The organism is Luteolibacter sp. (genome assembly GCF_039920825.1).
Lineage (GTDB): Bacteria > Verrucomicrobiota > Verrucomicrobiia > Verrucomicrobiales > Akkermansiaceae > Luteolibacter.
This window is the reverse complement of the sequence record NZ_JBDSCX010000025.1, coordinates 17,874-39,209: the sequence shown is the minus strand read 5'-3', so window position 1 is coordinate 39,209 and position 21,336 is coordinate 17,874. Positions and strand designations below refer to the sequence as shown.

The 21,336-nt window shown below is 58.2% G+C and carries 18 protein-coding genes and 1 pseudogene; 9 read left to right on the top strand and 10 right to left on the bottom strand.

All coding sequences use genetic code 11. From position 1 onward, the window contains the following. Positions 1-29: 29 nt before the first annotated feature. Genes ABIQ96_RS06415 through ABIQ96_RS06400 form a run of 4 tightly spaced genes read left to right on the top strand, consistent with a single transcriptional unit; the run spans position 30 to position 5,310 of the window. Positions 30-1,403 (top strand): hypothetical protein, encoded by a 1,374-nt coding sequence (locus ABIQ96_RS06415; RefSeq protein ID WP_348213737.1) that lies wholly within the window; start codon positions 30-32, stop codon positions 1,401-1,403. A gap of 45 nt (positions 1,404-1,448) precedes the next feature. After that, the gene (locus ABIQ96_RS06410; protein WP_348213736.1) at positions 1,449-2,690 is read left to right on the top strand and encodes a glycosyltransferase; all 1,242 of its coding nucleotides are present in this window, start codon (positions 1,449-1,451) and stop codon (positions 2,688-2,690) included. A gap of 18 nt (positions 2,691-2,708) precedes the next feature. Beyond that, on the top strand, positions 2,709-3,749 hold the full coding sequence (locus ABIQ96_RS06405; protein ID WP_348213735.1) for a glycosyltransferase family 2 protein: 1,041 nt from the start codon (positions 2,709-2,711) through the stop codon (positions 3,747-3,749). A 22-nt stretch (positions 3,750-3,771) separates the two neighbouring features. After that, positions 3,772-5,310, top strand: coding sequence for a beta-1,6-N-acetylglucosaminyltransferase (locus tag ABIQ96_RS06400; protein ID WP_348213734.1), 1,539 nt, complete (start codon positions 3,772-3,774; stop codon positions 5,308-5,310). On the opposite strand, the gene ABIQ96_RS06395 is transcribed toward ABIQ96_RS06400, so the two are convergent. From ABIQ96_RS06395 to ABIQ96_RS06350, 10 genes and pseudogenes are all read right to left on the bottom strand, one after another. After that, positions 5,307-6,224, bottom strand: a complete 918-nt coding sequence (locus ABIQ96_RS06395) for a hypothetical protein (RefSeq protein ID WP_348213733.1) — start codon at positions 6,222-6,224, stop codon at positions 5,307-5,309. The genes ABIQ96_RS06400 and ABIQ96_RS06395 overlap by 4 nt on opposite strands. 15 nt (positions 6,225-6,239) lie before the next feature. After that, positions 6,240-7,142, bottom strand: coding sequence for a sulfotransferase (locus tag ABIQ96_RS06390; RefSeq protein ID WP_348213732.1), 903 nt, complete (start codon positions 7,140-7,142; stop codon positions 6,240-6,242). An 11-nt stretch (positions 7,143-7,153) separates the two neighbouring features. After that, positions 7,154-8,317, bottom strand: a complete 1,164-nt coding sequence (locus tag ABIQ96_RS06385; RefSeq protein ID WP_348213731.1) for a polysaccharide pyruvyl transferase family protein — start codon at positions 8,315-8,317, stop codon at positions 7,154-7,156. Positions 8,318-8,342: 25 nt separating this feature from the next. After that, the gene (locus tag ABIQ96_RS06380) at positions 8,343-9,077 is read right to left on the bottom strand and encodes a hypothetical protein (protein WP_348213730.1); all 735 of its coding nucleotides are present in this window, start codon (positions 9,075-9,077) and stop codon (positions 8,343-8,345) included. Positions 9,078-9,109: 32 nt separating this feature from the next. Then, entirely contained in the window at positions 9,110-9,826 is a 717-nt protein-coding gene (locus tag ABIQ96_RS06375; RefSeq protein WP_348213729.1) for a sulfotransferase family 2 domain-containing protein, read from the bottom strand. Between the two features lie 52 nt (positions 9,827-9,878). Then, on the bottom strand, positions 9,879-11,000 hold the full coding sequence (locus tag ABIQ96_RS06370; protein WP_348213728.1) for a hypothetical protein: 1,122 nt from the start codon (positions 10,998-11,000) through the stop codon (positions 9,879-9,881). Positions 11,001-11,164: 164 nt separating this feature from the next. Next, positions 11,165-11,809: pseudogene (locus ABIQ96_RS06365) on the bottom strand (ABC transporter ATP-binding protein); the annotation flags it as partial. 12 nt (positions 11,810-11,821) lie between these two features. Continuing rightward, positions 11,822-12,619, bottom strand: coding sequence for an ABC transporter permease (locus tag ABIQ96_RS06360; RefSeq protein ID WP_348213727.1), 798 nt, complete (start codon positions 12,617-12,619; stop codon positions 11,822-11,824). Between the two features lie 23 nt (positions 12,620-12,642). Then, a complete protein-coding gene (locus ABIQ96_RS06355) occupies positions 12,643-13,104 on the bottom strand; it encodes a DUF1353 domain-containing protein (protein ID WP_348213726.1) in 462 nt (153 codons plus the stop codon). Positions 13,105-13,134: 30 nt separating this feature from the next. Further along, positions 13,135-14,202 carry a polysaccharide biosynthesis/export family protein gene (locus tag ABIQ96_RS06350; RefSeq protein ID WP_348213725.1) on the bottom strand — a complete coding sequence of 356 codons (1,068 nt, stop codon included), beginning with the start codon at positions 14,200-14,202 and terminating at the stop codon, positions 13,135-13,137. Positions 14,203-14,419: 217 nt separating this feature from the next. Between ABIQ96_RS06350 and ABIQ96_RS06345 the strand changes: the two genes are divergently transcribed. From ABIQ96_RS06345 to ABIQ96_RS06325, 5 genes are read left to right on the top strand one after another with little or no spacing between them, the layout of a single operon-like run. Then, a complete protein-coding gene (locus tag ABIQ96_RS06345; protein ID WP_348213724.1) occupies positions 14,420-15,766 on the top strand; it encodes a glycosyltransferase family 1 protein in 1,347 nt (448 codons plus the stop codon). A 34-nt stretch (positions 15,767-15,800) separates the two neighbouring features. After that, positions 15,801-17,813, top strand: a complete 2,013-nt coding sequence (locus ABIQ96_RS06340; RefSeq protein ID WP_348213723.1) for a capsular polysaccharide biosynthesis protein — start codon at positions 15,801-15,803, stop codon at positions 17,811-17,813. Further along, positions 17,810-18,940 carry a glycosyltransferase family 1 protein gene (locus tag ABIQ96_RS06335; protein WP_348213722.1) on the top strand — a complete coding sequence of 377 codons (1,131 nt, stop codon included), beginning with the start codon at positions 17,810-17,812 and terminating at the stop codon, positions 18,938-18,940. The genes ABIQ96_RS06340 and ABIQ96_RS06335 overlap by 4 nt, the downstream gene beginning before the upstream one ends. A 5-nt stretch (positions 18,941-18,945) precedes the next feature. Beyond that, positions 18,946-20,784 (top strand): POT family MFS transporter, encoded by a 1,839-nt coding sequence (locus ABIQ96_RS06330; protein WP_348213721.1) that lies wholly within the window; start codon positions 18,946-18,948, stop codon positions 20,782-20,784. Between the two features lie 47 nt (positions 20,785-20,831). Beyond that, positions 20,832-21,293, top strand: coding sequence for an SRPBCC family protein (locus ABIQ96_RS06325; protein ID WP_348213720.1), 462 nt, complete (start codon positions 20,832-20,834; stop codon positions 21,291-21,293). Positions 21,294-21,336: the final 43 nt, after the last annotated feature.

Here is a 21,336-nt window from a genome sequence, read left to right as displayed (position 1 = left end):
GAATCCCCATGGTTTGACGAATCATTGCTATGTTGCCCTCACTCTCCCTTGGAACCTTCCGTTTGGATTCAAACACCAGCGAACTGAGTTCCGTAACGCTGCCAATTCCCGATCAGACCGATCACACGGGTGGCCCGAAGGTGACGAAAAAGCGCAAGGTGCTGATTGTGCAGGGCGACTGGGAAGCGGGAATGTCGCGGTTGGCATTGGATCTTAAGGACTCCGGTCACGAGGTGGGAAAGGTTTTCTTCTGTGCGCCGGATGTCGTTTACAAGTTCCGCGGCATCCAGACCCACTTGTTCCGCAAGACGCTGGCGGATTTCGACTTGTGGCTGCGCGAGCTGATCCGGACCGAGAAATACGACACATTTTTCCTCTACAACCATTACCGGCCTTACAATCAGGTGGCTTGGAAACTGGCGGAGGAAATGGACCTCGGCTGTTTCGTTTTCGAGCTGGGTCTGATCCGTCCGAACTGCGTGACCGTTTTCAGCCGGAAATCCCTGCCGCTCGGGACCTTGGCGAAATCCTGGAAACGGTTGCTCGCTGGTGGCCCGCCGCCGGAGAATGTGGAGACCCCGCGCGAGCTTTGCCAGGTCAGCACCCCGGCCAAGCTGGTTTCATTCTGCACCAACTTTTTCCTCAGCCGGGTGACTTCGCCGCTTTTCCCGAACTTTGTGGATCAACGGGATATGAAGCTCTGGAGCCATTTCAAACATGGCGTGATCCACCTCTGGCGGTTCATCGAGCGCAGCCGGGATTGTGAAATGGACCCGCTTTTCGCCGGGGAATGGTCGGGGCAATATTACGCGGTTCCGCTTCAAGTACACAGCGACACGCAGATCACCAGGTGCTCGGATTTCCAATCCATCGAGCAGTTCATCAAGAAGGTGGTGCATTCGTTCGAGAAATTCGCCCCGGCGGACACCAAACTGGTTTTCAAGGTCCACCCGATGGATCGCGGCTACAAGGACTACACCGACCTCATCGCCGGATTGGACCATCGCCTCGGCGGCGGCAGGATTTTCTACGTGGACCGGGTGCAATTGCCGACGCTGCTCGGGAATTCGCGCGGTGTGGTGAACATCAACAGCTCGGTCGGGATTTCCGGACTCGTTCATCACGTGCCGGTGATCACCTTGGGAACGGCTGTTTATAATTTGGTCGAGCTGACTTATCAGGATGGGCTCGATGCCTTTTGGACCCAAGCCGAACGGCCGAAAGGCCCGCGCGTCAGGCATTTCATCAATTTTCTGCTGACCACCAGCCAAGGGCGCGGGACGCTTTCCCAGCGTTGCTTCGATGTCACCGGGCGTTGTAAAATCCAGTGGCCGGAGCCGTTCCGGAAGGAGTTTTTCCCGGAATATCCTCAGGCTTCGTCCAAGCCGGAGAAAGACTCCTGATTTTACCCGCGCTTTAGGGAACTCGGTCCTTGTGCCGGAAAGCTCATGTCCGTTAGCAATTCCCCTGTGGATGGCCATGATCTCCTGAGCATTCCCCGGCGCGAGAGCTTCGGGCGAATCCTCGGGCAATGCCGGGCGATCCCCGGAGTTTCGAAAATTCTCCGGGTCGGCCGAAAGCGTTTCATCGAGCGCATCAAGAGTCCGCAGCGTCAGGTCTTGATCGGACAAATCCTGCGCTACGGAAGCGGACGGGATTTTCAGGCGGCTTTGGGAAGTTGGGCGCGGTCGGCATCGGTTCCGGTGGAACCCTTTTTTCTACCTACCGGAGAGATCACCAAGCGCTGCTCGGTCATCGTCAACACCGTGGACCGGGCGACCGAATTGGAACAAACACTCGCCTCTCTGAAAACCGAGTGGAACTCCGCCGACGAGCTGATCGTCGTTCTCGGCCCGACAGGCGACCGCAGTGAGGAAATCATCGGGCGGTCACCGGTGCCATGCCAGTTGATCCGTTGCCCGGAGCGAAATCTGGCCATTTCGAGAAACCTGGGACTGCAAGCCGCGTCCGGGAGTTTCGTGGCCTTCATCGATGACGATGCCTCTCCGACACCCGGCTGGCTGGATGCACTTCTCCAGCCATTCGAGGAAGATCCCAAGGTCGGGATTTCCGCAGGCTTTGTGCTCGATGGCGAGGGCCGGCATTTCCTGAACCGCTATGTGGTGGCCGACACGCTCGGCCGTGCGTTTTGGATCGATGACGCTGCCCCGGCTCGGGAAAAAATCGACCGGCTCGGTCCGCAGCGGGCGTTTCTCACCGCCACCGGTTGCAATATGGCTTTCCGCCGTGCGGCACTCGAAAGCATCGGCGGGTTCGATCCATTCTATCGGTATTTTCTCGAAGAAACGGATGTCGTTTGGCGCGTGATTTCCGCTGGTTTCAAGTGCGCGATTTCACCGACGAGCAAAGTAATGCATCGCCTCGGATCGAATCTCGCCCGCACTCCAAGCTTCGATCCGGAGTCCCGGAGCGCTGTCGTCCGCAGCCAGATCCACTACATCGGGAAATTTGGCAAATCGACTTTTACTGCTCTGGAAATCGAAGCCTGCGTCTGGGAACGCGTGCTTCTGGATTTGGAAAAAATCGCCTGGGATTGCTGCGAAAATACCTCGCGAAACCCGCTCTGTGGCGACCTTCAGCAGCGCTATCTATCCGCCGTGGCGGGTGAATTAAGACTCGACTCACCCCCGGATTCATCCAGCCTTTCCCCCCCTCCGCGTCCTTCATAGAACCAATGCCTTGCAGCAATGTCACCGGTCACCCGATTTCTTGACCCACTCCACGAAAGAAGGCGGCGGTTGTTCTGGCACCCCGTGGTGAAGGAAATGAAAAGGCGGGCGGCGAGGGCGTTCAGCCACCTCAAGCCGATCTACGATCGGACCCATCTCATCAAACCCGGAGCCAAGCTCCTGATGACCATGGGGCGCGACGAGAATCCCCGGATTCCCTATTTCCTCGAATATTACCGGAACCTTGGGATCGACCATTTTCTGTTTGTTGACAACCAGTCGGACCCGCCGATGGCGGACGTTCTGGCCAACGAGAAGGATGTCTCGCTGTGGAGTTCCGAAGAGGCCTACGCAGACACCCGCTTCGGTGTGGACTGGATGAACGCCCTGCTCGGCGCCTACGCCGTCGGCCATTGGACGCTAACCGTCGATCTCGACGAGTTCTTCGTCTATCCGTTCATGGAAAACCGTTCTTACGGCGAGCTGCTCTCGTTTCTAACCGACTCCGAGCGGCTCAGCTTCTACACCCTCCTGGTGGACATGTATCCGCAAGGTCCGATCATGGACGCGCATGTCCCGTCGGGCGAGGCACCCTTGAAATACGCGCCGTATTTCGACCAGTTCGGTTATTACGCGATCAAGGGCGGGCACGAGGATACCTTCGTCCGCGGCGGTCCGAGGCTGCGCGCATTCAATACCGAGGATTTCAACGCGGCACCCGCGCTGAACAAGACGCCATTGATCAAATGGCATTCGCGGTTCGCCTACTACCTGAGCACGCACGTCGCCTATCCGGCGATGTTGAATCACGCCCACAAGAAAAACCACGAACCGACCGGAGCGCTGCTGCATTTCAAGTTCGTTTCCTCGTTCCGCGAGAAAATCGACCACGCCATCCAACACAAGAATCACTACAACGATTCCAAGGAGTATCAGAAATACCTCGATCATCTGAAGACCTCGGAAGACTACACCCTGTTCTCTCCTGTATCCACTCGATACGAGGGAACGGAATCGCTGATCAAGGCCAACATCATGACCTCCGGCTGTTGGAAATAAGCCGGATGTTTCCATTTTATTCATGAACCTCGGATTCATCATTCTCGCCCATCACCAGCCGGATGCCGTCCGGCGGCTGGTTGATCTGTTAGCGATCGATGGCAACCGCGTGGTCATCCATTTCGATACCAGCGCCACCAAGGCGGACCAGCAGGCGGTGGAACGCATCGCCGCGGAAAAGCCCGGCCAGGTTATCGTCATTTCCAAAGTCCATTGCGTCTGGGGCGAGTGGAGTCTCGTCGATGCCGTCCTGCACGCCCTGCGCGAGTTCGAGAAGCTTCCCGAGCGGCCGGAGTACATTCACCTGATGAGCGGCGCGGATTTTCCGATCCGCCCGGTCTCCGAGCTGAAAGAGTTCCTCAGCAGGAATCCTAACAGGGACTTCATCGAGTGCTGCGACATCACTCAGAAATCCTGGGTCAAGGGCGGCCTGGGAACCGAGCGCCTGCGCTTTTTCTATCCGTTCAACTTCAGGACCAGCCGCGCCGCGTTCGACCGGATGGTGCGCTGGCAGCGGAAACTGAAGATCCGGCGGCGGATGCCGATGGATCTGAAACCGCACATGGGTTCGCAGTGGTGGACCATGCGTTGGCCGACCTGCAAAAAGGTGCTGGATTTCACCCGCGATCATCCCGAGGTCCCGGAATTTTTCAAATCCACCTGGATTCCCGACGAATCGTATTTCCAGACCGTCATCGCGAAGATCATCCCGAAGTGGCAGATCGCGGATCTCCAGTTGATGTTCCATCACCTGACGCCGGCCGGGCGGCCTTATGTTTTCTATAACGACCACCTGCCGTTGCTCCAGCGCCTGCCGCACTTTTTCGTGCGCAAAGTCTCGCCGGACGCTTCCGTGCTGTTGGAGAATCTCTATCAGCAGAATGGTCCCCCCCGGCGGATTCCGCGGTTGAAGGCGCTGGCCAAAGCGCGCGATCTGATCCAGGCGAAGATCGATGAGAACCACACCTTCACCACCGGTGTTCCCGGTTACTATCAGGACAAGCTGCAGTTCGTGGCGAAGGCCGATGAGCCCGGCGCCCTGCCGAAACAGCTCGTGGTGAAGTCACCGATCACCCGCCCGGTCGTGATGCTTTTCGTTGAGGATCCGGCGGAGCTTGCGGAACTCGAACGGATCACGACATCCCATCCCGGTTTGTGCTGGCTGGGACGGCCGTTCGCCCCGAAATCCATCCGCATGCCGGCGGAGCAACTTTCACGCAGGGGGCTAACTGCAAAAAGCTGGCGGACGCGCGACGGGTTTGCCCGGCAGTTCTGCCGTTACCTGGTGGATGCGACTCCCGAATCCATGATTCCGGTGATGGCGATTCTTCCATTGGAAAGTCGCCCCGAGCTCGAGGTTTTTGACAAGGTGGAGCGGTTGCTGCCGGTGCACGTGATGCCCGCAGACTCCGCGCCGCATGTCGTCACGCGGATGAAGGCGTCGCTTTTTGAAATCTCCCCGAGGATCCTCGCGCGGACCGTGCCGGTTCCCGGCAACGGGATCACGGCGATGTTCGAGGCGCTGCTGGCCGATCCTTCTTACCTGTCCCGACAGCGTTAGAATTTCCTCACCGGCAGCCTGGCCTTTTCCGCCTGATAGTGGGCGAGCAGTGCGGCTCGTTCGTCCGTTTCCCACGGATCGAATTTCTTCGGATGGTCCTTCAGCGGATAGAGACGTCTCGCGACTTCCGCGATCACCGCCGCCGGAAGCGGGCGGCCTGGAAGTTTTCGGAAGTCCCGGATGAATCCGATGGCCCGGTCCGACAGCGACTCGCGAACAGGCTCGTCGATAATCTCCATCGGGGCATCGATGCCGGTCAGGAATGCCAAAACTTTGGCAGGGTGCGCGACCGTGTCCTTGAAATCCCAAAGCGTGACATTTTCCGCTCCGAACACGGTGCTCAGGTCGGCATGGACACTTGACCACAGTGTGGGAATTTCTCCAAACAAGCCCCGGATTTTTCCGAACCGTCGGTACCGGTGATTGCGGAGGATTTCGGAGTAGATGGAGGTGAGAAATCCTGGGTAATCGCGTATCGAGAATGATACCTGGATGTTAGGTCCGAGCTCGTCGTGAACGTGGTGCCATTTTTCGGCCAGGGAGGTGTAGATCTTGCCCTTGATGAATCCGCCGGGCCCGCCTGATAGATTTTCGTCGGAGATGAGGACGGTGTGGCAGCGGGCGAGGTCCTCGCGGCCGAGTCCGTCGAGCACGGCCTCGCGGTGTTCCGCCAGAAGCGCTTCGTCGCGAGCGGACTTCGAAAGCGCGACCAGGTGTTTCGAAAGCCTGGCCCGGGTGTCGGGCAACGACAGGTAGAGCACGCCGTGGTCGAGCAGAGTCGCCTTGTTCGTCGCGAGGTTTTTCTGAATGTAGGTGGTGGCGGTCTTGTGGGCTCCGAGATGGAGATGGATCTTACGATCACCGAGTATCCACGGTTTTTCCTGCTGGTTGGAACTGAGATTGCGGCGGAACATGGTCGGAAAGCGAAATCAGTGTTGGCAGAGTTCCAGGAAATCCGCAGGGAAACGGCTTTGCAGATAGGCCCACTCGGCGGCGGTGCGTTCCTCCAGCAGTTTCACGATCGGCTCGGGAATCGGGTGCTTCTCGGTGACGTGAATCGGCTTCTCCGCCGCCTTCGGGGTGAATGGCTTGATGGCGAGATGGTGAGTGACTTTGCCCAGAAACGCGGCCGGATCGTTGCGGATCATGTCAAACGGAAGGAAGGTAATCTGGTTGCCGAAATGCCGCTCCCAGCGCGGGATGTATTGGGAATAAATGCCGCGCTGATAGAGATTCTCGTCATCGATGAAACCATGCCACTGGGCGGTGGTGAACGATTCGACATTGCGGCCGGTGACCGAGATTTTCATCCGCAGATGGGAGATGACCCGTTTGAGCGGATTGCGGACGATCATGATGATCTTCGCGTCGGGGAGCAGTTCTTTGACGTATGTGACCCCCTCTTCCGGGATAGTGCAATAGGCGGGGCTGATGTCACCGCGGATCATCCACGGTTTGATGGGGAATGAGAAACAGTCCTTGTACCACTCCAGTGACGGTTTGGGATTGCGGGAAATTTTTTCGAGATAGGTGTCCCAAGCGAGTTTGCGGGCGGGATTGTTGAGAGTTTTCTTCTTCTCAATGAGCCGTTTGATCGCCTTGTCACAGTGGTTGGTGGTAAAGTTGCGATGGGACGGGATGAATTCGTGATTGAAGAACTGCAGCTCCTTGAACGGGGGCATCCAGATTTTCGGATGCTGCCGCAACTGGTCCCAAAGCCATGACGTGCCGCCTTTCTGGACGCCGATGACCAGGAAATCCGGAAGCTGGCGGGCGGTGCGGGCGACGCGGGGTTCTTGTTTTTTTGGTCGGAAGATGTCGAAAAATTTCATCGGAGAGAAGTTCAGGCGGGTGAGGCGGGGTGGCAGGGAGCGTAAACCCGGAGTTTGCACTGGCGCAAGCCGGTCTCGTCGAGCGGTGAAGATGGGGGAAGGCTTCCGAGGTCGGGCAAATCCCCGGGGTCGAGGGTGGTCAGGCCCGAGCCAAGGGCGACGATGGACTCGTGTTTCTGCTGATAATAGGAATTATGTGCCAGGTAGAAGCCGCGTGCTCCGGCCCGGGCGGCCGCCAGGTGGACGTGGAACCGCTGGGTGATGAAGACGTCCTCATCGCCGATGGGCGGGCGGAAATGCACCAGTTCGCGTGCCGTGAAAACCGTGCTGCGCGGGACTTCCGCCTGCAGTCGGGCGATCGCCTCACGGTCTTCCCAAGGAAAGCTGACCCAGAAGACGATTTCATCGAAAGCCTCGGATTGTTTCACCAACCATGGCCAGAAAGAGGATGGAAGATCCTTGAGGTGACGGGTGATCAGCGACAGATGAAGGCGGCGCTTCGTCGAGTCCCGCCGGAAAATCCGGTCCACCGGCAGAATAAAACTGTCGTCGATACCGTCGATGATTTTAGCGGACGGAGCGAGGCTGGAAATGAACTGGTAGCTGATCGCATCCCGGGTTTCGAACTGCGTGAAGTACGACATGATTTCAGCGAAGCGCGAAGGATCGGGGCAAACATCATCGAACGGACCGATGCCGATGCCCGTCGCGAACGCCGGCATTCCGTAGATTTTCGCGAAGGATGAGGCAAGCCCGAGGAAGAAGCCCTTATCACAACGGGTCTGATAGAAATATCCGCCGCCGTGAAGGTGGAACGAAATCGCCTCGAACAGATCGCGCGATCCCTTGTAGCCGATGCGGAAAAATCCGAAGTCGCGCATGAAGGTGAACCCGCGCTCGACCTGTTGCCAGAAACTGAGATCCGGGACCGACTTCGCAACCGTATTCAGGTCGTCGCGGAAGAGCACACGCGTCCGCAGCGGGTGTTTCCACGGGATGTGGAATTTGCGCAATGGTTCCGCGGAGTTTTCGAAGAAGACGAATTTCTCGCCGTCGTGGCCGGGCTGGGAAAAGTGCTCCAGCCAGCCTCTGACGATGAGTTCGTCGCCGTAGTTAGGCGCACCCGCACCACCTATCAGGATGCGGGTGGATGTGGCGGTAGGAGATGACGTCACTTCGAAGGAGGATGGTAGGTCCGGTTCAATCGAACAGCCAATCATCGAGACGGATGCGTTTGATCACTTTCATGACCTCGCTGTAGTTCTTGATCTTCTGTTCGAGCGGCTCGGGGTTCTGTCTCAGCGCGGTGACTTTCTCGGAATGAACCGCGCGGTCCGGACCGAAATACGCGAGCAGCCGGTGGAGTGTGGCAGGATCGTTGATCTGGTTGTATTCGATAGGGGTGGTGTGCTGGCCGGTTTGGTGGCAGCGGCTGATGATATGGTAATAATACGCGGCGTTCTTTAGCGCGTAATTTTTGAAATCTCCCATTTCAATGGTGATGGGAGCCCACGGCTTGCGGGTGCCGGCGTGATTCATGATCCACTGATTGTTCTGTTGGGCGATCTGCAACGAGGTATAGCTTTCCAACAGGTCGCGGGTGAGAATGATCTTGTGAACTGTGGGATCCTCGACGAGCGACTTGAGGATGGGGTTGTGATGATCGGGAAAGATCCTGAAGCCGACATGTTCGGCAGGCGTCCGGTCGAGGATGGCGTCGAGATATTCGCGTGGCTTTTCCACACGGAGCGATGGCCGAACGACAGGGTGATCTCCTTCGACCAGGTGGCGGACGGACGAGTTGACTCCATTGGGCTGGTTCAGCAGTTCGCCATGGCAGGTCACGCCTTCGATGGAATTGAGCATCTGTTCTAGCAGATTTGATCCGGTTCGCATGATGGAAAGGATCACAAAGCGGCGGGCTGGAGTGGGCATGATGACGGAAAATGAAATCGGGAATGGATGGTCTAGCGACCGGACAAGTTGTTATAGATCCGGTAATCCGCCGCGAGGTAGGTTTTCAGCCTGGCGAGCAATTCATCGGACAGTTCCATGGGCTCCGGTGGGGGAAGGTTGGCCTCCACCGCTTGTGTTGAGCCGAACCAGCTGCTCGGGTCGAACAGGCGTCGCTTCTTCACCACCGGCGAACCCGTGCTTTCGGGCGAAGCGTTGCGATGGGGAATCACGATGGGTTTGCCAATTTTTTGGCTCAGGTATTCGGCAACGGTGTCCATCTGGTCCAGCCGGAACACGTGGTCCACGCCGAGCTGGCCTTTCGCGAGATTCATGAAACCGGCCTGGGTGCCGATCTTTGCACAGTAGGCGGGTTTGACTTTCGAGATGTATCCTTCGACGAACTGCTCGAAGGAAATTCCTCCGGTGTATTTCTGATGGGTCGGATGCGCCTCGTCGCTCAGCACGGCTCGCGTTTGATATTTATACCAACTGTAAACGCGTTCGACGGGCTCGCGGACGATACAAAACGTTTCCATCTGCTCGGCGATGCCGGCGCGGCGGAGGAGGGGACGGATATGACGTTTGAACGTCTTGGCGTTGATGTGCTTGAGCGTCGGGATTCCGCCGAGACCGCTTTCACAGTAGGGATTGATCGCCTTCTCGATGGATGTGGATCCGCATTTGGGATTGCACAGGAATGCGAACTTGTAATTGGCACTAATTTTCATGTCAGAAGTCCCGATCAGGTGAGTGTTTCGGAATCTGCCACCCGGGGGATGATCAGGCGCGCTCGAATATCGAATGGGTCAGGGCACGGAGGATGAGGAACAGCATTAGTCCGAGGATGATGATGGCGACCGTGGCGTAGGGCCGGCGGGGGATCGCGATGTCTTCGGGCAGATAAGGGGTCTGGATGACGGTGAAGAACTTGGAGCGGGCAACCGCATCGACACGGTTTTTTTCCAACATGGTCTCGGCGCCGGTGCGGAGGCGGGTGGCGAAATCAATCTTGAGCGCGAGCTGTTTGAACTGGAGGAGGAGTTGGTTCATGCGGTCCTTCTCCGGCCCCGAAAGCTTCGCGGATTCGATGTCGATCAATTCGTTGACGGAACGGATGTGGCTGCGCAGCGTTTCGAGCCGCGGGGAGTTAGGCGAGTCGCGCTGGATCGACGACATTTCCGTTTCCGACCGGAGCAGGTCGAGTTTCATTTCCTGGACGGCTTGGAGGCTGGCTGAGATGACCTCGTCAGGGTTGATGAAATTGTGTTCGTTTTGCAGCGTGATCAGCTCCTTGTTCAGTTCCTCCACGCGGGTGGCGGTGCGTTCCATTTCGCTGTTGACGAAACTGAGCTGTTGCTCGGCGATCTGCTGGTTGATCACGTTGATGAACTCTTCCGCGTTCTTCAGCAGTTTCGTGGCGATCTTTTTGGAGAGTTCTGGATTGAACGTGTCCACCGTGATGATCGTCATGCCGGTGTCCTTGTCGTAATGGGCGAGGATGCGGTTCCGGTAATATTCAAGACGCTCTTCCAGATTGGCATTTGACTTCAAACGGAAGAAATAATCCGTCTTGGGCGAGGTGTAGTGTTTGACGAGATCGAAATTCTTCTCAAGTTCCAGCAGAAGGTCCGCCGAGTTGATGTAACCGATGGCGACCTGCGAATCGAGGGAGCCGGAATCGGACAGACCCGGCAAGGCGAGCTGGACCAACCCCGTGGTTACCCCGGATGCGTCTTGCTGTGAGATCTTGAACTCCGCCGTACTGATGAAGCGGTCCTGAGTGAACAACCACAGGTAGACGATCGAGGCGGCAAGCGCGATGAAATAGAGAATGGCGAGGAAACGGATCACGATCTGTGAGAATCCGGCTTTCCGTTGGGTGTGAATGTAGGTGGCGCTCATCAGTTTGGAGATTGGTTGCCGTCAGGCGGATTTTCGGAATTTTCGAGTTTTCTTTTTTCGCGGCGGGCACGGCGGCGGGCGGATTTTTTCGCACCCTTTCCGCCGGACGACCGACCCGCTTGTTTCGGATCGTTGTTGTTCCGGTGTTCGCTGACGTATTCGTTGTAGGCCTCGATGCCTTCATCGATATCAGGATAGAAATCCGCCTTGCCGTCCCGCATGAACAGCGCGGACTGGCAGGATTGTTTCAGGGTCCGGAGGTTGTGGGAAACGAAGATCAGCGAGGCGCGCTTGCGGATGCTTTCAAAGGCGGCCTTGGCTTTTTCCCGGAAAATGGTGTCGCCCACGGAGGTGAGCTCATCGATGAGATAGACATCGAATTCGAAGGCCATCGAGAGGCCGAAACTGAGCCGGCCCTTCATCCCGGAGGAATAGGTCGAAACCGGCATGTCGAAATATTCGCCGACCTCGGCGAAATCGACGACCTGGCGGACGACGTAGCGGCTTTCGTCGAAGTTCAAGCCGTTGATCCGGCAGACAAAGAGGACGTTCTCGCGACCTGTTAGCGAGCCTTGGAAACCGGAGGTCAGTCCGAGCGGCCAGGAGATTTCCTGATCGGTGATGATGGTGCCGCTGTCGGGAGGTTCCGCGCCGCCGATCAAACGCAGGAAGGTGGATTTGCCGGCGCCGTTAGGGCCGAGGATCGCGAGGTTCGTCCGGCTGGGAATGGTCAGCGAAACGTCGCGCAGAACATACCTGACCCCGTTTTTCACCGGATAGTATTTCGTGAGGTTGCGGATTTCGATCATGGCGGGTCCGGATTAGCGCTGGCTCAGGAAATTACGGTTGCCGTGGAACAGCGTGAGCCCGACGGAAAGGACCACGATCGCGACCGTGGCAGGATAGACGAGAGTCGCTTCCCCAGGATTGTAGTAAGGAAAGAGTGCATTCCGGCTCAGCTCGATGGTGTGGACCAGCGGATTGTATAACAAGATCTGCTGCACCGAGCTTGAGGCTGCGGAGATCGGGAACAACACGGCGGAAATGAAAAGCAGCGGGCGCTGGAGGATCATCACGACTTTGTCCACTTCGTTGAAATGGGCGGAGGCTACCCCGAAGATCAGCCCGAGTCCGCAGCCGATGCACCAAGTTAGGAAATGGCAGGCCAGCACGATTTCGAGATGTCCCAGTGACACGAAAATGCCGAAGAACATCCCGAGAATGCAGAACAACGTATAGGAGAAAAGCGTGGTCAGCAGTTCGAACAGGAAGCGGGCGATGAACGTATCGAGCGGACGCACCGCCGGATAGACCAGCAACCCGGTGTTCGACCCGATCGCGTTGATGCCCATGTTCATCGGGCCGGTGAGCAGTCTCATCAGCAACATCCCGTTGAGCAGGAAAAACGGATAGGGAATCTCCGGCACCGTGCGCTCGGCCAGAGTTCCGATGAGCACGCCGATGACGAGCACGCCGAGCAGTGGTTCGAAAAGCATCCAGAAAAACCCGAGGCGATATTCCCCGAAGCGAGTGGACATCTCCCGCTTGAGAAGGGCCCGGATGACGAGCACCTGGGTGACCCACGGGGAGTGCTTGGGAATGGGAATGGGAGAGTACATGGAGCGTGTTCCTGTTGGAACTTTTACCGGTTCGATTTGGTCAGCGAATAAGTCGAAACCGTGGTGTACATCAGTTTCGCTTTTTCAGAGGAAACTCCGTAGGCGATCATCAGGTCGTAAAACATCCGGTCCGCTTCCGAGCGGGAAATCCCCGGCTGGGTAAAGAGCCAATCATGAAAAACGGCGGACCAGGTTTCCTTGTATTCCACGCCGTCACCCAGAGAGCTCTTGATGAACGACGGAGCGGTCATCCCGTTGGAAGTGTAGCCGGCTTGCACATGCCAGACGCGTCCGTCCAGTGCGACCGTCCACGGCTTGCGGACCCGGTAATGGCCGTTAGGCAGCCGTTTCAACTGCGGAGCTTCCGGCGGTGCCGCGGAAATTCCACCTTGTCGCGAAACCGGTGTCACTTGCCGTCCACCGGGAGGCAGGCCCGTCGGTGCGCATCCGAAGACGAGGATGCACAGGATCAGGGCATGACGCATGGAGATATTCAAGGTCGTTGGCGGGCGATGTTATCGGCTGATGCGATCGACGTTGTAAGCTGCCTGCGAAAGCTGCGAGAACGGCAGGAGCTGGGAGATTAGCCTGCTCCAACGAGCCAGCGGAGCCTCGGTCACGTAAACGAGATCCTCACCCCGGATCGGGAATCGTTGGGTCAGGAACATAATGCCCGGATCCTTGAGATTCAGAGTATAGACTTGGTCCGGATTGCCTTTGCGGAAAACGAACACGCCGGATGGATCCGAAGTCCGCACGTCGAAGCCAGCGGCCGCACCCAAGGCATCCGCCAAGGTCGGAGCCGGCACGGGGAACGGCACGGTCGTGGGTTTCATGATGGCGCCCATCACGTAAAAGCGGTTGGACATGTCGGTGGAGACACTCAACAGGTCGCCCTCCTCGACAGGGAACGAGCGCTGACGGAAACCCTGATAGTCGAAGGTGTAGTCGTGTGAGTTCCGGCGAAGCGTGTATTTATAAAGGTGCTCGGCTTCCACCGGACCTCCCGATGCGGCAAGCAGGTCGAGCGAGCTGATGTTGTTCCGTTCCAGCGGCACCGGCCCCGGAGTCTTTACCTCGCCGATGACATTCGCGGTGCGGGCAATGCGGTTCGACCGGCCGACCGACGCCTGGGCGGTATTGGAAATTGGCTTCAGCTTCTCGTTCAGGCTCGCCGAAATCTGTGAGAGACTTTGGTTCATCACCTGAATCTCACCCGCGTAAGGAATGGTAATTCTGCCGTCTTCCGGGACTTCGATCGGGCCGAAATCGTAAGGCTCGCCACGGGTATAGAACGGGCTTTGCTCAGTTAGATCGGTGATGACGAAATGAAGCGCGTCCCGGGTGCGGACTTTATCGGAATAGCTGCCTCCTTTGACTTGGGGCGGCTTTTCACCCGAGCCGTAGCTTCGGCCCGGTCCGGGCAGATCAGCCTTGGATTTTACGTCGATCAACTGGAAGTCGTTTTGCTTCCCCTCGATGGCTGACTTCTGCGGCCCCGTTTGGGACATGTAGGTACATGAGGAGAGCAGATAAAGGCAGGTAAGCGGGAGAAGGCGTAGCAGGGAACGGTCTTGACTCATGGGATGGCTGGAATGCATGCGTTCGTTTCAACAGGGAAAAAGCGTAGCCGGTTGACCGTTGGACGCCGGGAAAGGAAGATGATTTTGAAGCCTGCATGTCAAGCCCGCTAGCGGACGGAACCTCATCATTCAGATGATTTTATGAAACCGGGATTCCCGGAGTATCCGCTTGGAACCAAATGCGTTTCCGGCGTACAACGGCGTTTTCCCGAGGAATATGAGATTTTTTGACATCACCCGATTGTGCAAGCGCGCGACCTTTCCGGGCCCCAGCGGTATCGACCGGGTGGACCTCGCCTATCTCAACCGGCTCCGGTCCGTCGGGCCGGTCGAATATCTGGTCAATGGCGTCGCCGGATTTTCGGTCATCGATCCCCGTCTGGGCGATGCCTTCGGCGACAAGCTCCAAGCCGTCTGGCGCGGTGAACAGGACCCTTTCACCGCCAGCCAACTCGCCCCGCTCTGCGACAACTCGCGGCGCGTGAGAATGGCCGGAAAATGGCAGGCAAGGCGGCGTGGCCTCGCCGGCATCCATGCCACCCAAAGCCTTCACGAACTCTGTGAATCCGGCATCGCCGGGTTGGATTTACTCGATGCCTCCGCCGGCGAAGGAGCCTACCGCGTGGACAATCGCTGGCGCGCCAATGGCAAAGGCGGCTGTTTTTTCGGGATTTCCCACTCGATGCTCGGGCGCAGCGCTTACCTTTCCGCCCTCGCCCGCCATCCGGACCTGAAACGGGTCATGTTCATTCACGACACGATTCCCTGTGATTTTCCCGAGTATTGCCGCGAGCACGAGGGGCCGAAACACCTGCTGCGCCTCCGCAATGCCTTCCGCTACGCGACCCATCTGGTCGTGAATTCCGAATACACCGCCCGGCAGCTGGATCACTGGCGTCGGAAAATGGGTGCGCCGGAGCTGCCAGTCGCGGTGATCCCCATCGGCGTGGATCCCGGCGTGCTCTCACATGCCGACGGCGCGACTGCCGTTCCTTCGCACCGCCCCTATTTCGTCATGCTCGGAACCATCGAGCCGCGCAAAAATCACGCTCTGCTGGTTCACCTCTGGCGTGAATTTACGGAAAATCTCCCGCCTGAGGAAATCCCCGAGTTGCTCATCATCGGCCGCCGCGGCTGGGACAATGAATCGGTGTTCCGGCTTCTCGATCGTTGCGAATCCCTGCGCGGCCACGTCCGCGAAATGAACGGCGTCCTCGACGACGAGCTCTGGCCCTTGCTCCACGGCGCGCGGGCGATGCTGTTCCCTTCGTTTGTCGAGGGCTGGGGGATGCCGATGGTCGAAGCCCTTGCCATGGGCGTGCCGGTGATCGGCTCGGACATCGCGCCATTTCAGGAAGCCGGCCAAGGCATCCCGACCCTGCTCTCGCCCTTGGATGGAAGCGGATGGAATAAGGCGATCCTCGAATTCTCCCGCAACGATTCTCCGACACGGCTCGCCCAGATCGAGCAACTGGAAAACTACCACCCGCCGACTTGGGACGGCCATTTTGAAAAACTCGCGGAGTTCCTCAACGAACCGTCGCTCGCCGAGGGGCGGGGTTGACAATACTCCCGGTGCCTGAGGATGCTAACGGCGGATGAAGCAAGAGTTGCAGGGGGAAGCCGCATGGATTTATCGCAAGGTATTGAGCCATCCGTTGCTTTCGGCCTTTTTGCAGCAGCAGGAGCCCGACGGAAAACCCATCCTCGTCGGCTGGGGATACCGCCCAAGCGGCCGGGCCGCCATGCAGACCGCGCGGCGCAAGGGCGGCAGGCTGTTGCTACTGGAAGATTCGTTCGTCCGCTCCATCCGCACCGGACATGGTTCGACAGTTTACGGTGTGATCGCGGATTCTAACGGGATTCACTATGATCCTGAAAGCAAATCCGATCTTCTAACTCATCTGGAATCGGGACAACCCACCGGTTGGATGCGCAAGGATGCCGGAATCGGAGATCCTGAAAAACTGATGGCCCGCTTCCGCGAAATCGGGGCCTCGAAATACAACTGGTTCCCCGGCGAATACCGCGACGAACCGCTTCCCGAAAAAGAGGGCATCCTCGTCGTCGATCAATCGCGCGGCGATGCCGCCATCCGCTATGGTGGGCTCGCGGTGAAGGATTTTGACCGGATGCTGCGCGATGCGCTCGACGCGTCCGCCGGAGCGCCGGTTTATGTGAGGGCGCATCCGGATCATCTGTTTCGGAAAAAACATTCCTGCTTTTCACAAGACCTTCTGTTGGACGCACGGGTGAAATTACTCTCTCCCGACCTCTCACCGGCGCAGTGCTTTTCATTCTGCCCCACGGTAATGGTTGGCAGCTCGCTGATGGGCATGGAGGCCTTGATCCACGGCAAAAAAGTCATCACCTACGGCAGCCCGTTCTTCGCCGGCCGTGGTCTAACTGAGGATCGCGGGAAAACCGTTTCACACCGCGCTGTCGGTCTCACCGGATTATTCGAAGCCGCCTACCTGCGCTACGGCCATTACTTTGATCCCGACACCCGTGAGCCCTGCGGCCTCGCTGAAATCCTCGACCACCTCTCCCTGCAAAAGGAAATGTTCCGCCGCAACAGCGGCCGCTCAGTCACCGTTGGCTTCTCGCCGTGGAAACGGAGAATCGTCACCGACTACCTGCGCAGCCCTGCCGGCGAACTCACCCAGGTCAACGATCTCGCCGAAGCCCGTCCCGACGCGCGATTGTTAGTCTGGGGCCGCAAACCGCAAATCGACCGGGCCAACGCACTCCGCGTCGAAGACGGCTTCATCCGCTCGAAAGGCCTCGGGGCCGCGTTCAATTTTCCCTACTCGTGGGTCCTCGACTCGCGCGGCATCTATTTCGACGCCGGAGCACCATCGGATCTGGAAGACCTGCTCAACCGCGGTTTCACCGACGCCGATCTCGCCGAAGCCCGCGAGTTGATCGAAATCCTGCGTGAAAAGCGCCTGACTAAATACAATCTAACTGGTGATCGTGTTTCCCTTGACGCGAAGCTCGTCAACGGCCGCAAGGTCATTCTCGCCCCCGGCCAGGTCGAGGCCGATGCCTCCATTGCCTTCGGAAGCCCCGACATCAAATCCAACATCGAACTCCTCCGCCGCGTCCGTGCCGCCGAGCCCGATGCCTTCCTCATTTTCAAAGCCCACCCGGATCTCGTCGCCGGAGCCCGACATGGCAATGTCCTGCCCGCCGGTTTCGCGGAAGCCTGCGACCTCGCCGTGACCGAAGGAAATGTCCTGGACTGGCTCGATGTCTGCGACGAAGTCCACACGATGACCTCCACTGTCGGCTTCGAGGCCCTGATCCGCAACAAACCCGTCGTCACCTACGGCATGCCCTTCTACGCCGCGTGGGGCCTGACCACCGACCGTTTGGAATGCGTCCGCAGACAGCGGAAACTCACGCTGGAAGAACTCGTCTGCGGGGCCCTGATGAAATACCCGCGCTACCTGAATCCGGCGACCGGGGAATTCACCACCGCCCTCAAGGTCACCCGTCTCCTCACCTCCGACAGTGTTGCTGGCGACCAGCGGGCGCTGCATCTCAGGACGGTCTCGTTGTTGAAAAAACTCTGGGTGGAATCCGCTAGAAAATCCAACAACGCGTGAGTTCGGAATCTCCAACAAAGCCGCTGTGGATCGAGGTCGTCACCGACACCTACGTGCCCGATATCAACGGCGTCTCGTTCTCGCTCGGCCGATTGTGCAACGGCCTGCGCGGCCTCGGGCACCGGGTGGAAATCATCCGCTCTGGCAGTTCTAACGGCGAAAATGAAACCACCGTTCTGTCCTGGCCGTTGCCGGGCTACTGGGAAATCAAGGTCGGCGCTCCCTGGCCCGGCGAACTTTACCGACGCTGGAAAAAGAATCGCCCGGACGTTATCTACGTCGCCATCGAAACTCCCTTGGGATTTTCCGCCGCCGCCGCCGCACTCAAGCTCGGCATCCCGGTCGTCGGCGGGTTTCACACGAACTTCCGCGAGTATCTCCAGAACTACGGTGTTCACTGGGTCGGCAAACAGGTGTGGCGCTATCAGAAATGGTTTCACGACCGGCTCGATCGCACGCTCGTCCCGTCGCCCGATGCGCGTGAAAAATTGATCCAAGCCGGATTCTCGAAAGTGTCCGTCCTCGGTCGCGGCGTGGATACGGAATTGTTTTCTCCCGCCCGCCGCAGTGAGGCACTCCGCAGGGAATACGGTGTCACAGGGGAAACGCCCATCGCTCTCGTCGTCGGTCGCGTTTCCACCGAGAAGAACATTGGCCTTGCGATCCGCGCTTTCGCGAAGATGAAACAAGCCTGCCCGGAGATGGTTTGCATGGTCATCGGCGATGGTCCCGCCCGGTCGAAGCTCATGCGCGATCATCCCGACGTCCTGTTTCCCGGCTATCTAACCGGCGAGAGTCTCGCCGCCTGTTGCGCATCCTGTGACATCATGCTTTTCCCCAGCGAGACCGAAACTTTCGGAAACGTCCTCATCGAAGGCATGTCGAGCGGTCTCGCCGTCCTCGGCTACGACTATGCCGCCGCCGGCTGGCACGGCAGCCACGGGGAAAACCTTCTTAAAGTCGGAAAAGGCGATGAAGCCGCGTTTCTCGATGCCGCAGTGGATTTGCTGGAGCCATCACTCCGCGCCAAGCTGGGAGGCGGAGCCCGCCGGACGGCGGAAACACTCGGTTGGCCCGCGATCATCATCGAACTGGAAAACGTCTTCCGCGAAGTCATCAACCGCTAGCACCCATGTCCCATCGAACCACGCCGTTAGAAACCGAGACAATGCCGCCCGGCATTCCCTACATCATCGGCAACGAGGCGGCGGAACGGTTTTCCTTCTATGGAATGCGCACGATTCTCGTCGTGTTCATGGTGAGCTACCTTCACCTGATGGACGGCAGGGGAGCGCATGGCATGTCGGACAACCAGGCGGTCGGAAATTTTCATCAATTTGCCAGCTGGGTCTATTTCACACCATTGTTAGGTGCGCTGATCGCCGATGTTTTCCTCGGAAAATACCGGACCATTCTCTGGCTTTCCATCGTCTATTGTCTAGGTCACGCCGCGCTTGCGTGCATGGGCAACTATGGACATTCCCCGCAATGGTTGTTCTCCGGCCTGCTGCTGATTTGCATCGGCTCGGGGGGAATCAAACCGTGCGTCTCCGCCCATGTCGGTGATCAGTTCGGGAAACGGAACCACCATCTGATTTCAAAAATCTATAACTGGTTCTACTTCTCCATCAACTTCGGCTCGTTCTTCTCCACGCTGATGACGCCTTGGCTGCTGAAGTATTGGGGCCCGCACTGGGCGTTCGGTGTTCCCGGCGTTTTGATGGCCATCGCGACATTCATGTTTTGGATGGGGCGGAACCGCTTCGTCCACATCCCGGCTTCGGGCTTTGGCTTTTTCAAGGAGGCGTTCTCGCGGGAGGGCATGGTCGCGCTCGGGAAATTGATTCCGCTGTTCACCTTCATCGCGGTCTTCTGGTCGCTCTATGACCAGACCGGTTCCTCGTGGGTCTTGCAGGCGGAGCAGATGAATTTGAAATTTCTCGGCATTACCTGGCTCGAATCCCAGATCCAGGCGGTCAATCCGATCCTCATTCTCGTTTACATCCCGCTTTTCACGTTCGTCATCTATCCGTGGCTCAACCGGGTTTTTCCACTCACGCCGCTGCGCAAGATCGGACTCGGCATGATCCTGATGACCGCGTCGTTCGGTCTAACCACGCTGATTCAAACTTGGATCGATGCCGGACACCGTCCGTCCGTCGGTTGGCAGATCGGTGCCTATGTGATCATCACCGCGTCGGAAATCATGGTCTCCATTGTTGGCCTCGAGTTCGCCTACACGCAGGCTCCCAAGGCGATGAAATCCTGGGTGATGTCGCTGTTCTGGCTTTCCGTGTGGGGTGGCAACCAGTTCACGGCGCAGGTGAATCACTTCATCGCCATCCCGTCTACCGGCGACATCCAGTTCGAACAAGCAACGGCGAAACTACCAGCAGATTGGCAAACCTCGCCGCGCACGATTTCGTTGCCGGGCTACGACGGCGTTACCGGCACCGATGACGATCTGGTGGCGCGTTGCAATCAAGGGCAGATGGATTCCTTGGAAATCCCCGGACGCCCCGCATTCACCGCCGCCGCCACCCGCATCGAGGCCGCGGCTGGCGGCGAGTTTCCTTCCAATGAGGCGGGCAGAAAGCTGATAGGCGATGCAAGGGACCCGTGGGGTAACCCGATTGTTTACGACCTCATCGACTCGTCGCACGCGCGGATTTCCAGTGACGGACCGGACCGGACTAACAAAACGCAGTGGGACATCGGCATTATCATCACGAAAAACAGCATGGACCCGCCACCGGGCATGGACACCTGGCTCGGTCGGCGCAACGCCGAGCTCGGCATCAAGGAAATGCCCAGCCAATCCGGCTTCACCCGCACCGAGTTCTGCGGCGGCCAGAGCAAGCTCGAAGGTGCCGCCTACTTCCGTTTCTTCACCTGGCTGGTGCTGGCGACGACCGTGTTGTTCATCCCGTTCGCGTGGTTCTATCGACCGAAGACCTATCTGCACGACTGAGGTTTGTCCCTTGTGTGAAACCGCTCGCGAGCCAGATTGCGCCAGCCATGAAACTTTACACACTCGTCCAGGAACAACGGCTGCCTATTTCCCGTGAAGCCGCTTGGGAGTTTTTCTCCACGCCACGGAATCTCGACGAGATCACTCCGCGCGACATTGGCTTCGAGATCGTCAACCAACCCGGCGAGCGGCTCTACGACGGCCAGATCATCACCTATCGGATTGAGATTTTTCCCTTTGTCTGGGTTTCATGGATCACGGAAATCAAATCGGTCGAGGACGGCATATCCTTCGTCGATGAGCAACGCTTCGGGCCCTACAAATTCTGGCACCACCGCCACACCTTCGAGGAGATTCCCCGCGGCGTGCTGATGACCGATTTGGTTCACTATGGTCTCAGCTTTGGCCCAGTCGGAGCCATCGCCCATGCGGCCTTCGTGCGGAGGAAGCTGGAATCCATCTTCAATTTCCGCCGGGAAATTCTGGCGAAGCGATTTGGGGTGCTTTGATAGAAGTAGCTGGCGCGAGACGCGCCAGCCACGTTCGGAGGAT

Coding starts and splice junctions, on each gene's coding strand:
- ABIQ96_RS06415 (WP_348213737.1), top strand. CDS start 30: ATGTTGCCCTCACTCTCCCTTGGAACCTTCCGTTTGGATTCAAACACC.
- ABIQ96_RS06410 (WP_348213736.1), top strand. CDS start 1,449: ATGTCCGTTAGCAATTCCCCTGTGGATGGCCATGATCTCCTGAGCATT.
- ABIQ96_RS06405 (WP_348213735.1), top strand. CDS start 2,709: ATGTCACCGGTCACCCGATTTCTTGACCCACTCCACGAAAGAAGGCGG.
- ABIQ96_RS06400 (WP_348213734.1), top strand. CDS start 3,772: ATGAACCTCGGATTCATCATTCTCGCCCATCACCAGCCGGATGCCGTC.
- ABIQ96_RS06395 (WP_348213733.1), bottom strand. CDS start 6,224: ATGTTCCGCCGCAATCTCAGTTCCAACCAGCAGGAAAAACCGTGGATA.
- ABIQ96_RS06390 (WP_348213732.1), bottom strand. CDS start 7,142: ATGAAATTTTTCGACATCTTCCGACCAAAAAAACAAGAACCCCGCGTC.
- ABIQ96_RS06380 (WP_348213730.1), bottom strand. CDS start 9,077: ATGCCCACTCCAGCCCGCCGCTTTGTGATCCTTTCCATCATGCGAACC.
- ABIQ96_RS06375 (WP_348213729.1), bottom strand. CDS start 9,826: ATGAAAATTAGTGCCAATTACAAGTTCGCATTCCTGTGCAATCCCAAA.
- ABIQ96_RS06370 (WP_348213728.1), bottom strand. CDS start 11,000: ATGAGCGCCACCTACATTCACACCCAACGGAAAGCCGGATTCTCACAG.
- ABIQ96_RS06360 (WP_348213727.1), bottom strand. CDS start 12,619: ATGTACTCTCCCATTCCCATTCCCAAGCACTCCCCGTGGGTCACCCAG.
- ABIQ96_RS06355 (WP_348213726.1), bottom strand. CDS start 13,104: ATGCGTCATGCCCTGATCCTGTGCATCCTCGTCTTCGGATGCGCACCG.
- ABIQ96_RS06350 (WP_348213725.1), bottom strand. CDS start 14,202: ATGAGTCAAGACCGTTCCCTGCTACGCCTTCTCCCGCTTACCTGCCTT.
- ABIQ96_RS06345 (WP_348213724.1), top strand. CDS start 14,420: ATGAGATTTTTTGACATCACCCGATTGTGCAAGCGCGCGACCTTTCCG.
- ABIQ96_RS06340 (WP_348213723.1), top strand. CDS start 15,801: ATGAAGCAAGAGTTGCAGGGGGAAGCCGCATGGATTTATCGCAAGGTA.
- ABIQ96_RS06330 (WP_348213721.1), top strand. CDS start 18,946: ATGTCCCATCGAACCACGCCGTTAGAAACCGAGACAATGCCGCCCGGC.
- ABIQ96_RS06325 (WP_348213720.1), top strand. CDS start 20,832: ATGAAACTTTACACACTCGTCCAGGAACAACGGCTGCCTATTTCCCGT.